Source organism: Parundibacterium terreum (assembly GCF_014636315.1).
Classification (GTDB): domain Bacteria; phylum Pseudomonadota; class Gammaproteobacteria; order Burkholderiales; family Burkholderiaceae_D; genus Undibacterium; species Undibacterium terreum.
Map to the genome: position 1 here is coordinate 1,788,916 of NZ_BMED01000001.1, position 12,210 is coordinate 1,801,125.

Genomic DNA, 12,210 nt, shown 5'->3' on the forward strand with positions numbered 1-12,210 from the left:
TGGAGCATCTCCAAGCATATTTCCAAACGCATCCTAGACTGTCAGATCTATCTGTTGTAATGCCCCGGCCTTGCCGTCATCCGACAGCCATACCCCGGATGAACGCAGTTGTCCCTGCGAGTTATTTTGCGCATCCTTGAACTGGAATGAGCTTTCCGTATTTCCCAGGTACAGCGCACCCACGCCCGCATCCTTCAGTGAAGTCAGTTTATCTGCGCCGCTGGCATCTTTGGTCCACACCTTCAGGTCCTGGAATGCAGTATCGTTCTCGTCTATCCATCCATTGCCATCACTGTCCAGCGTACTGAGTTCGCTAAAACCATTGCCGCTGGATGGACCAAACAATTCTGAACCATCATTGATCTTGCCATCGCCATTCTTGTCCAGTGCAAGGAAACCGCCGCCCTGGACAAAAGAAATGTTTTCCTTCTTGCCGTCGCTATCAAGGTCAAAAGCAAATTTCGTCGATGTCAGATCGATAGAACCACCAGAAAAGTTCACTACCAGCGGATCGATAGACTTGGCATCGCCTGCTCGCACATGAACACCGCTTTGCTCCGAGTAGCTGCGCTGCAAATCAAATGACAGATTGAACTTGATCGACTTGCCGTCCTCTGTATTGATCACTCCGCTGGCTTGAAACGTCGATTTTTCACTTTCCGTCGTGGTCGTTGTCTTGTCGTATTCCAGTCCCCATCCCTTCTTGGCTGCGGGCTTTGCAGCCGCAGGGTCCGGGGCAGCAGCAGGTGCTGAAGCTGCGCCATCCGTCAGTTTTGACGAGTCGAACAAATTGATTTTTTCACCGAGAAAATATTCAAGTACCTGCTTGATCAGCCAGAGCATGGGATCGTGGCTCGCGGTAGTGCTGGCGTCGCTGATTGCCTGTGCTTCCAAGCTACCCGCGACAGCAGTTTGGTCAGCTCCGATCGCCTGCTTGTTACTCTGATTATTATTCTGGCCGTTGTTCTGGCTGGCGGCCCTGGCACCGTCGGATATGTGCACAGTGCTGGAGGCGGTATCCGGCAGGCTATTTGCGCCAGCGCCTTGAGCCTGGTTTTGGGCCTGATCTGCCTTCTTGTCTATCCAGACGTGCAGACTTTCGTTAATATCCTGTACCTGCGTGGCTGTATGACTGGCAGTCATCACCATATCGGAAGAACTGATTTTCATGCTTTGCTCCGGCGTAGCCGCGCCCCACCCCGCTTAAGCTCAAGCTTCAATGGAACTGATTTCAAGAATGGGAGTCACATGGACTCCAAGCAGGTAACGGCAGTCCGAAAAAAAACTTAAGATACTTTGACAAACCTGCAAGGCCCAGGCGGAACACATGATGATCAAATCTAGCTATTTATTCCGAACCATCTCCCTTGTCGCCCTTACGGGCTTGCTCGTGCTAGCCAACACGGCAGCCCACGCGCAAGAGGCAAAACGACCAGACAATTTCATTGTCTGGCGTGCAGGCTTAAGTTCATCCGCACAACCTGCGCGTGCCTATCTGGAACAAGCCGCCAAGCTGAAATATGAACTTGTGGTGAATCTGGCACCACCGGAAAGCTGGGGTTCGATAGAAAACGAGGGTGCCATCATAGGCAGGCAGGGCCTGGCCTACGTCAATATCCCCGTTGACTGGGACCACCCCAGCCTGCGTGATTTCGAATTATTCAGCGGCATGCTGAAGGCGGCAGCAGGAAAAAACACCCTGGTGCATTGCCAGGCGAATTTCAGGGGCTCCTCTTTTGTATTCCTGTATGAAGTTACCCATGAACATATTCCGGTCCAGGAGGCAGCAGCAAAACTGAATGCCGTGTGGGCTCCGAGCGGCGCGTGGAAAAAATTTATACAGGAAACCCTGGTGCACTACGGCTACAAGGACGATTTCCTGTAGCAGACACCACTCGTGCCCCAGTATTGCCAACCAGGGTTTCAACATCCGGCGTCAGCTCAGCCGGAACCGCAATCCATCAGTTCAGCACCGTTCGCCTGCACAAATTGCGCTGAAGCAAATCCATGCTCCAGTGCCCTGCGGTAATCCGGGCTCTTCGTTTTCATATTGTTTCCTGAACTGTAGAGGCAAGCAAAGTGGATAAGGCTCCTGGCAGAAATGTTATCATTTGTGCGCTATCAATCGGGATCGCCGCACTTATGCGGCATCGAAATCACAATACCCTGGAGGCGACATGAAACTGAACCCCTATCTGACATTTAACGGCCGCTGCGAAGAGGCCTTCAAATTCTATGAGCAGCACCTCGGTGGGAAGATCGAGATGTTCCATCGCTTCGGCGGCTCGCCGATGGCAGACCAGTGCCCACCGGGCTGGGCAGACAAGGTCATGCACGTCAGCATGGAATTGGACGGGCAGATACTGATGGGCTCGGATGGGCCGGGTTCGGACTATCACGGTATGCAGGGTTTTTCACTCTCACTGGGTGCGAAGGATGTGGCAGAGGCAGAAAAGCTCTTCAATGCTTTGTCTGTCAATGCACAAATAAAGATGCCGCTGCAGCAGACGTTCTGGGCGCTGCGCTTTGGCATGCTGGTAGACCAGTTCGGCACGCCGTGGATGGTGAATTGCGAGCAGCCTCCCGCATAAACCCGCCACCTTCATCATCTCAACATCCTTTCCGGCCGCCGGCCGGAAAAGCTTCTTATCTATGCGCCTACTAAAAGACTTTTCCATTTCCGCCTTTATCGCCGGCTTCGTCACCGTGCTGGTCGGTTTTACCAGTTCCGCCGTCATCGTTTTCCAGGCTGCCAATGCGCTGGGAGCAAGCAAGGAGCAGGCAGGTTCGTGGATGTGGGCTCTGGGGCTGGGCATGGGCCTGACCTGCATAGGATTGTCGCTGCGCTTCCGCATCCCGGTTGCCACTGCCTGGTCCACCTCGGGAGCTGCCCTGCTGATTACCAGCACAGCCGGCATCAGCATGCCGCAGGCGATAGGCGCCTTCCTGATCTCGGCAGCGTTGATTACCATCAGCGGCTTCAGCGGCTGGTTTGAAAAGGTGATGAACCGCATTCCCATGCCAATTGCTTCCGGCATGCTGGCAGGCATACTGCTGCGTTTCGGCATGGATGCCTTTATCGCACTGAAAACGCAATTCAATATGGTGTTGGCCATGCTATGTACCTATCTGCTGATGCGCAGGCTGCTGCCGCGCTATGCAGTGATAGGCGCACTGGTAGTCGGAATAATATTTGCAGCCGGCCTGGGCCTGCTGCAACTGAACAAAGTCCATCTGGAATTTGCCAGGCCCGTTTTCGTGATGCCTGAATTTTCACTGCATGCACTGATAGGGGTAGCGCTGCCGCTATTCGTGGTCACGATGGCCTCGCAAAACCTGCCTGGAGTCGCAACCATACGCGCGTCCGGCTATGAAGCGCCGGTGTCCCCGCTGATAGGCTGGACCGGTCTTGCCACGCTGCTGCTGGCGCCGTTTGGCGCCTTTGCAATCAACCTGGCTGCGATCACTGCCGCAATCTGCATGGGCCGCGAAGCGCATGAAGATCCTTCCAGGCGCTATGTAGCCGCATGGTCTGCCGGATTTTTTTATTTGCTGGTTGGCCTGTTCGGCGCAACGGTGGCAGCGGTATTTGCCGCCTTCCCGCGTGAACTGGTGCTGGCGATTGCCGGACTGGCGCTGCTGGGTACGATAGGCAATGGCTTGGTACTGGCGCTGACAAATGAACGCGACCGCGAACCGGCCCTGATCACCTTCCTGGTGACCGCGTCAGGCGTCTCGCTGCTGGGTGTGGGCTCCGCCTTCTGGGGCTTGATCGCCGGCGTGCTGGCCTTGCTGATATTGCGCGGCAAGCGGCACCATCTGGCAGGTATCTGGGACCGGCTGGCGTCTGGTAATAAAAAGTAAATGGTCTTATCTTCACCAAATAATTGACAAGCACAGATGACGAATCAAAACCCTCCCGGCGGCCTGCCGTGCTATCGCCTGCTCACCGGCCCTGATGATGCAGCATTTTGCCACCGTGTCAGCGAAGCGTTGGCACTAGGCTATCAATTATACGGATCGCCTGCAGCCACCTTCGACGGCAGCAGGGTCATCGTTGCCCAGGCGATTGTATGGCCATCAGTACCGTCCGCTACCTCCACTTAATCCGCGATTGCAGTACTTCTGTTATCTGATCTGATATTTGATCTGCATTTGGACGGTTCTTGCGGCCAGCGCCCCTATGCCAGCCCTTGGCATGGGGAGCAATCTGGGCTTCCCGATACGCAAAACCGTTTGAACTAAATCGCCTGCAACTCGTCCAAGCTAACCGTCGGCATGATAAAAAAATTAACTAGAAAGCAATTCATGAAGCAAGGCACGAAATCCCACGCATTTTCGCTACGCCTGAGCGTACTCGGTTCCGCCCTGATACTGGCATTCGCTGCTCCCAGCGAAGCGGGTAACCTCAAGCAGACTATCGCGGCCAATACTCGGGCAGACACGGTCCAGGCCGGCAAGCAATTGAATGCACTGGCGGACTATTACTACAAGCAGCACGCAAGGCTGGATCCCGTGTCCGCCACCTTTAATGGCGACAACCGCTTCGATGATCAACTGACGATGACGATCGCCCCCAAGATCAGGGCAAAAGAAGTCGCACTGTACCGCGAGGTCGCGCGCAGACTAAAGGCGATTCCGCGCCAGGGGCTGAACCATACGGATACGGTCAGCTACGACATTCTTGACTACGAAATCAACGCTGCGCTGGCGCTGGAAAATTTCAAGGACAACCTGCTGCCCATCAATCATATGGACAGCATCCCGGTGACGCTGGCCAACTTGGCCGGCGGCCAGAGTTCGCAACCCTTGCAGACAGTTGCGCAATACGATATTTTCTTGCGCCGTATTGCCCAGTTGCCCGCCTGGATAGACCAGGCCATGCTGAACATGAAGGAGGGCATCGGGCAAGGCATCGTCTTGCCACGTGCGTTGGTGGTATCGGCAATCCCCCAGTTCCAGAAGCTGGTGACTGCAACCGCAGAATCCCATCCCTACTACCAGCCTATAAGCAACATGCCTTCCAGCTTCTCGGCAGCAGACAAGGCGCGCCTGACAAAAGCCTATGCCGCCACCATCAGCGACAAAGTCATTCCATCTCTGCGCAAGCTGGATCAATTCATGGAAACCGACTATCTGGCTGCCAGCCGCTCCAGCTCCGGCTGGGGTGCATTGCCGGATGGCGAACGCTGGTACAAGGCCTGGGTCAAGTACCAGACTACCACCAGTCTCCAGCCTGAAGATATCCATGCAATAGGCTTGCGGGAAGTGGCGCGCATACAGGCAGAGTTTGCCAAGCTGGGTCCGCAACTGGGTTACAGCGGCGATCCTGCGGGCCTGCCAGGCTGGATGGCAGAGCAGGCCAAATACAAGCCTTTTACCAGCGACGCTGAAATCCTGGATACCTACAAAGCGCTGAATACAAAAATAAAGGCCAAGCTGCCGAGCCTGTTCAACGTCATCCCCAAAATTCCTTTGGATATCCGTCCTGAACCTGAAATCAGCCGCGACACCGCGTCGGATCACTATGCGCCACCGGCAGCAGACGGCTCGCGGCCAGGCGTATTCTGGGCTGTTATCAACGATCCCAAGCAATATGCAACCACAGAGATGACTACCTTGTTCCTGCATGAAGGCCAGCCAGGCCATCACTTCCACCTGGCATTGATGCAGGAAATGGATGTGCCGAAGTTCCGCAAATTCGGCGGCAATAATGCCTTCACCGAAGGCTGGGCACTGTATGCAGAAACCCTGGGCCGTGAGATGGGCCTGTTTGAAGACCCTAACGCCTATGTCGGCCACCTCACCGACGAACTGCTGCGCGCATCCAGGCTGGTGGTAGATACCGGCCTGCACGCCAAAGGCTGGACCCGCGAGCAGACCATCCAGTATCTGCGTGCGACTCTGGGCTACAACGAGGCCGATGCACGTAATGCCACCGAGCGCTATATGGCGTGGCCGGGTCAGGCGCTGGGCTACAAGATAGGCTCGCTGAAAATCATGGAGTTGCGCCAGCGCGCCACCGCCGCCCTCGGCGCAAAATTCAAGCTTAGCCAGTTTAATGACGCCATCTTGAGTGACGGGACTCTGCCTTTGGCCTTGCTGGAGGTGAAGATGGACAAGTGGATTGCAGAACAGCAGAAGCTATGAAATTCGTCTTTGATTGCGTGTTGGCGATTAGCGCTTTTCTGTAATTTATTTCGCCAGGATTGCTGGCCGGGAGATAGCCCGGCCAGCAATCAAAACATCAGAGCGCCAATGCCTCCCTGATCTGTACCAGCGAGGCCGGGTCTTCGATAGTCGTCAAATCTCCCGCATCCCTCCCCTCGCAAATCGCCTGTATCGATCGCCGCAACAATTTCCCCGATCGCGTCTTGGGCAGCATCGCAACAAAATGCACCCGTGAAGGCCGTGCAACAGCACCAAGCTGCTTATCGACGACGGCCATGACCTCACCCTCCAGCGCCATGCGTGCCGCCGCATTGACGATCAAGTCGGGATTCCGCAAAATTGCAAAGGCTACCGCCACCTGGCCTTTCAGCTTATCCTCCACGCCCACCACCGCCACTTCCGATACCTGCGGATGACTGGAAATACTTTCCTCTATCTCGCGCGTGCCCAGGCGGTGCCCGGCAACGTTGATCACATCGTCGGTGCGGCCCAGTATAAAATAGTAACCATCCGCATCGCGTATGCCCCAATCGAAGGTCGAGTACACCTGCTGTTCGTAAAAGTTGGACCAGTAAGTCTGCACAAAACGCTGGTCATCGCCATAGATGGTTTGCATGCAGCCCGGCGGCAACGGACCCTTGACGACGACGACGCCCTTTTCATTCGCAGCGCATTCTTCACCTGTGGATTCATTCAAGATCTGCACATTAAAGCCGTACATCGTTATGCCTGGACTGCCCAGCCGGGTAGGAGTAGGCTCGACACCATTGGCAACCGTCAGGATGGGCCAGCCGGTTTCTGTCTGCCAGTAGTTATCGATGATGGGCACACCCAGCTCCTTCGCGATCCAGCTGGAGGTGGTTTCATCCAGCGGCTCACCGGCGAGATAAAGCGCCTTCAGCGAGGACAGGTCGTATTTGCGCATCAGTTCGGATGGATGTTTTTTCAACACCCGCACTGCAGTCGGAGCCGAAAACATGCGGCTGACTTTATACTTCTCGACTATGCTCCACCAGATGCCCGCATCCGGGCGTATAGGCGTACCCTCATACATGATGGTGGCCATTCCCGCAATCAGCGGTCCATAGACGATGTACGAGTGTCCGACTACCCAGCCTATATCGGATGTCGCAAAATAGGTTTCTCCCGGCTTGCCGCAAAAGATATGCTGCATCGACGAAGCCAATGCTACCGCATGCCCGCCTACGTCGCGCTGCACGCCCTTAGGCTTGCCGGTAGTGCCAGAGGTGTACAGGATATAGGAAATGTCGTTCGATTCCAGCCAGGTGACCGGCACTTCAGCATCCATATGCTGCTCGCGCAGGCTGGCGTAATCGACGTCACGGCCAGCCGCCAGTGTCATTGCTTCCAGGCCGCGGTTCACCAGCAGCACGCGCTCAGGCTTGTAGCTTGCCAATGCAATTGCCTCGTCAAGCAAGGGCTTGTAAGGCACGGCTTTGCCGCCGCGCATGCCTGCATCTGCAGAAATGACCAGTACCGGTTTGGCGTCGTCAATGCGGGTCGCCAGGCTCTTTGATGCAAAGCCGCCGAACACCACCGAATGTACCGCACCTATGCGGGCGCAAGCCAGCATCGCAAAGGCAGCCTCGGCGATCATCGGCATGTAAATCAACACGCGATCGCCCTTCTTCACGCCTAGCGACAGCATCATCGCTGCAGTACGATTGACTTCTGCGTGCAACTCGTTAAAGGTATAGGTGTGTTCGGTATTGGTCTCGGTAGAAATCGCAATCAGTGCCGGCTTTTCGCCCTGGCTAGCCAGCCAGCGGTCCACTGCGTTGTGGCACAGATTGGTTTTTCCTCCGACAAACCATTTTGTGAAAGGAGGATTGGTGTAGTCGAGTACTTCAGAAAACGGCTGCTGCCAATCGATCAGTTTTGCTTCCTTGGCCCAGAAAGAAATGGGGTCGTCAATCGACTGCCGATAGAAATCCGAATACTGCATGCTTGCCTCCGTTTTCGTTATTGTTTTAGTCTAGAGCGTGTGACTTACTACTCACTTACGCTGATGTTGCAGGCTGATATTTTCTCGATTAAATGAGCAATTCTCAAAATTTATTTCGCCGCAATCAGACTTATAAATTCAAGCTCCAAAAAATTAAAAATAAATAAAAAAGCGCAATGGTTTGTACCATTGCGCTTTTTCTTATTCATGCTGACAGCGGACCGTCAAACTCTACTATCTCAGAACGCATCACCAGGAACGCGCACCCATCCCTCCATCAATACGCGCGCACTGCGGCTCATGATGGCTTTCGTCACACTCCACTCGCCGTCAATCTGGCTGGCTTCCGCACCTACCCGCAAGGTGCCCGATGGATGGCCGAAACGTACTGCGCTGCGCGCACCGCCGCCAGCAGCCAGATTCACCAGTGTGCCTGGAATGGCGGCAGCAGTTCCGATGGCAACAGCTGCCGTCCCCATCATCGCATGATGCAGTTTGCCCATGGACATCGCGCGCACCAGAAGATCGACATCCTCAGCGGCAACCTGTTTACCGCTGGACGAAACATAGGCAGCCGGTTTCGCGACAAACGCAATCTTAGGCGTGTGCTGGCGCTTGGCTGCTTCATCAATATGCTTGATCAGGCCCATGCGTACCGCGCCATACGCACGTATCGTCTCAAACATGGCCAAAGCCTTGGGATCGCTATTGATCGCATCCTGCAGTTCAGTACCGGTGTAGCCTATGGCCTCGGCATTCACAAAGATGGTAGGAATGCCGGCGTTGATCATTGTTGCCTTGAGCGTGCCTATGCCGGGAACCTCCAGGTCATCCACCAACTGGCCGGTAGGAAACATCGCGCCGCCGGCACCCTCTTCTTCTGCCGCGGGGTCCATGAATTCCAGTTGCACTTCCGCGGCAGGAAAAGTAACGCCGTCCAGTTCAAAGTCACCGGTTTCCTGCACTTCACCGCCAGTGATGGGAATATGCGCAATGATGGTCTTGCTGATATTCGCTTGCCAGACCCGCACTATTGCCACACCGTCTTGCGGAATACGGTCAGCGTCAACCAAGCCGGTGCTGATTGCGAAAGCGCCAACAGCAGCTGAAAGATTGCCGCAGTTGCCGCTCCAGTCCACAAACGCCTGGTCTATAGAGACCTGACCAAACAGATAATCCACATCATGACCGGGCTTGCAGCTCTTGGACAGGATGACCGTCTTGCTGGTGCTGGAGGTTGCGCCGCCCATGCCATCAATCTGCTTGCCATAAGGATCAGGACTGCCGATTACGCGCAACAGCAACGCGTCGCGTGCTGCACCCGGCACTTGTGCTGCTTCCGGCAAGTCCTGCAAGCGGAAGAACACGCCTTTGCTGGTGCCGCCGCGCATGTAGGTAGCAGGAATTTTGATTTGCGGCTTATTTTTCATATGAGCCATGGTCTATGCCGCCTTCGATGATTCTAAAAAATCCTGGGCAAATCGCTGCAGCACACCGCCTGCTTCATAGATCGCCACTTCTTCTGCAGTGTCCAGACGGCAGGTTACCGGCACTTCCACGCGCTCGCCATCCTTGCGCGTGATCACCAGGGTCAGCGTCGCGCGCGGTGTGCACTCTCCGAGCACATCGAAGGTTTCGCTGCCATCGATGGCAAGCGTCTTGCGGGTGACGCCAGGCTTGAACTCCAGCGGCAACACGCCCATGCCGACCAGGTTGGTACGGTGGATACGCTCAAATCCTTCGGCTGCGATTGCTTCCACGCCAGCCAGGCGCACGCCCTTGGCGGCCCAGTCGCGTGACGAACCCTGCCCATAGTCGGCACCGGCGATAATGATCAGAGGCTGCTTGCGCTCCATATAGGTCTCGATCGCTTCCCACATGCGCATGACCTTGCCTTCAGGCTCTACGCGGGCCAGCGAGCCCGGCTTCACTTTGCCGTCCACCAGTACCATCTCGTTCTTCAGCGTCGGATTGGCAAAGGTCGCGCGTTGTGCGGTCAGATGATCGCCGCGGTGCGTAGCATAAGAATTGAAGTCTTCTTCCGGCAAACCCATTTTGGCCAGGTATTCACCGGCGGCACTGTCGAGCATAATCGCATTCGATGGCGACAGATGGTCGGTCGTAATATTGTCAGGCAAGACTGCCAGAGGACGCATGCCTTTCAGACTACGCTCCCCTGCCAGTGCGCCCTCCCAATATGGCGGACGACGGATATAGGTACTCTGCGGACGCCAGTCATACAAGGGACTGACCTTGGGGCCGGTATCCACCGCAAAAGTGAACATAGGCTCATACACCTTGCGATACTGCTCCGGCTTCACGCTGCTGGCTACTATCGCATCAATCTCTGCATCGCTTGGCCAGATGTCTGCCAGGCGTATAGGCTTGCCGCCGGCGTCCGTACCCAATACATCTTTTTCTATATCAAAGCGGATAGTACCGGCGATCGCATATGCCACCACCAGTGGCGGCGAGGCCAGGAAAGCCTGTTTCGCATAAGGATGAATACGGCCATCGAAATTGCGGTTACCGGACAGCACAGCCGTGGCGTACAGATCGCGGTCCACCACTTCCTTCTGGATAACAGGGTCCAGTGCGCCGCTCATTCCATTGCAGGTGGTGCAGGCAAAGGCGACGACGCCAAAGCCGAGTTGCTCCAGCTCCGGCATCAGCCCTGCCTCTTCCAGATACAGTGCCACAGTCTTGGAACCAGGCGCCAGCGAGCTCTTCACCCATGGCTTGCGCAGCAAGCCCAGCTTGTTGGCATTACGCGCCAGCAGGCCGGCAGCAATCATATTGCGCGGGTTGTTAGTGTTGGTACAACTGGTAATCGCAGCAATGATGACGGCGCCGTCAGGCATCAGGCCAGGCTCGTTCTCTACCTTGCCGCTAATGCCGCGCGCGGCCAGTTCCGAGGTCGGTACGCGGCTGTGTGGATTGGAAGGGCCGGCAATATTGCGGACCACAGATGACAAATCAAATGTCACCACACGTTCATACTCGGCAGTTTTCAGGCTATCAGCCCACAGGCCGGTTTCCTTGGCATAAGTCTCTACCAATTGCACCAGCGCATCGTCGCGGCCAGTCAATTTCAGATACTTGATGGTCTGTTCATCGATATAGAACATCGCCGCAGTGGAGCCGAACTCAGGCGCCATATTGGAAATGGTTGCACGGTCGCCCAAGGTCAGATGGGAAGCGCCTTCGCCATAAAACTCCAGGTAAGACGACACCACCTTTTGCTTGCGCAGGAATTCCGTCAGCGCCAATACGATATCGGTCGCGGTAATACCCGGTTGTGGTTTGCCGGTCAGCTCTACGCCGATAATATCCGGCAAGCGCATCCACGAAGCCCGCCCCAGCATCACGCTTTCCGCTTCCAGGCCGCCTACCCCGATGGCAATTACGCCCAGCGCATCCACCATAGGCGTGTGGCTGTCGGTGCCGACCAGCGTATCCGGGAAGGCGACGCCATTCTGCACCTGCACCACCGGCGACATACGCTCCAGATTGATCTGATGCAAAATACCATTCCCCGGCGGGATCACATCGACGTTCTTGAATGCCTTCTTGGTCCAGTCAATGAAATGGAAACGGTCTTCGTTGCGACGATCTTCAATGGCACGGTTCTTCTCAAACGCATCAGGATCAAAGCCGCCGCACTCCACTGCCAGCGAATGATCCACCACCAGTTGCGTGGACACCACCGGGTTCACCAATGCAGGATCACCGCCCTGGGCAGCAATCGCATCCCTCAGCCCGGCAAGATCCACCAGCGCCGTCTGCCCCAGAATATCGTGGCATACCACGCGCGCAGGAAACCATGGAAAATCCAGATCGCGCTTGCGCTCGATGAGCTGCTTTAGCGAATCAGTCAGCGTAGCCGGGTCACAACGGCGCACAAGATTTTCCGCCAGCACGCGGGAGGTATAGGGCAGTTTGGCATAGGCGCCAGGCTGGATCGCATCTACCGCGGCACGCGCGTCGAAGTAGTCCAGTTTGCTGCCCGGCAGAGGTTTGCGGTTTAAGGTGTTCATGGCTTAAGGCTCAAGGAAGAAAAGATTGATGTTCAA

General features: G+C 55.7%; 9 protein-coding genes. 5 read left to right on the top strand and 4 right to left on the bottom strand.

Features of this window, described 5'->3' with window-relative positions:
• Positions 1-33: 33 nt before the first annotated feature.
• Positions 34-1,170, bottom strand: coding sequence for an SPM autocatalytic domain-containing protein (locus IEW12_RS08350; RefSeq protein WP_188565449.1), 1,137 nt, complete (start codon positions 1,168-1,170; stop codon positions 34-36).
• Between the two features lie 157 nt (positions 1,171-1,327).
• On the opposite strand from IEW12_RS08350, the gene IEW12_RS08355 reads away from it, so the two are divergent.
• From IEW12_RS08355 to IEW12_RS08375, 5 genes are all read left to right on the top strand, one after another.
• Positions 1,328-1,885 (top strand): protein tyrosine phosphatase family protein, encoded by a 558-nt coding sequence (locus IEW12_RS08355; RefSeq protein WP_188565450.1) that lies wholly within the window; start codon positions 1,328-1,330, stop codon positions 1,883-1,885.
• A gap of 292 nt (positions 1,886-2,177) precedes the next feature.
• Positions 2,178-2,591: a VOC family protein gene (locus IEW12_RS08360; protein ID WP_188565451.1), complete on the top strand. Its 414-nt coding sequence runs from the start codon at positions 2,178-2,180 to the stop codon at positions 2,589-2,591.
• A 61-nt stretch (positions 2,592-2,652) separates the two neighbouring features.
• Positions 2,653-3,864 carry a benzoate/H(+) symporter BenE family transporter gene (locus tag IEW12_RS08365; RefSeq protein WP_188565452.1) on the top strand — a complete coding sequence of 404 codons (1,212 nt, stop codon included), beginning with the start codon at positions 2,653-2,655 and terminating at the stop codon, positions 3,862-3,864.
• 36 nt (positions 3,865-3,900) lie between these two features.
• Positions 3,901-4,107 carry a DUF1737 domain-containing protein gene (locus IEW12_RS08370; RefSeq protein WP_188565453.1) on the top strand — a complete coding sequence of 69 codons (207 nt, stop codon included), beginning with the start codon at positions 3,901-3,903 and terminating at the stop codon, positions 4,105-4,107.
• 201 nt (positions 4,108-4,308) lie between these two features.
• Positions 4,309-6,150 (top strand): DUF885 domain-containing protein, encoded by a 1,842-nt coding sequence (locus tag IEW12_RS08375; protein ID WP_188565454.1) that lies wholly within the window; start codon positions 4,309-4,311, stop codon positions 6,148-6,150.
• Positions 6,151-6,247: 97 nt separating this feature from the next.
• Here IEW12_RS08375 and IEW12_RS08380 read toward each other — a convergent pair whose 3' ends face one another.
• The 3 genes from IEW12_RS08380 to acnD form a co-directional block, all read right to left on the bottom strand.
• Positions 6,248-8,137, bottom strand: coding sequence for a propionate--CoA ligase (locus tag IEW12_RS08380; protein WP_188565455.1), 1,890 nt, complete (start codon positions 8,135-8,137; stop codon positions 6,248-6,250).
• Positions 8,138-8,376: 239 nt separating this feature from the next.
• A complete protein-coding gene (prpF, locus tag IEW12_RS08385) occupies positions 8,377-9,567 on the bottom strand; it encodes a 2-methylaconitate cis-trans isomerase PrpF (RefSeq protein ID WP_188565723.1) in 1,191 nt (396 codons plus the stop codon).
• 12 nt (positions 9,568-9,579) lie between these two features.
• Positions 9,580-12,174 (bottom strand): Fe/S-dependent 2-methylisocitrate dehydratase AcnD, encoded by a 2,595-nt coding sequence (gene acnD, locus IEW12_RS08390; RefSeq protein WP_188565456.1) that lies wholly within the window; start codon positions 12,172-12,174, stop codon positions 9,580-9,582.
• Between the last annotated feature and the right edge of the window lie 36 nt (positions 12,175-12,210).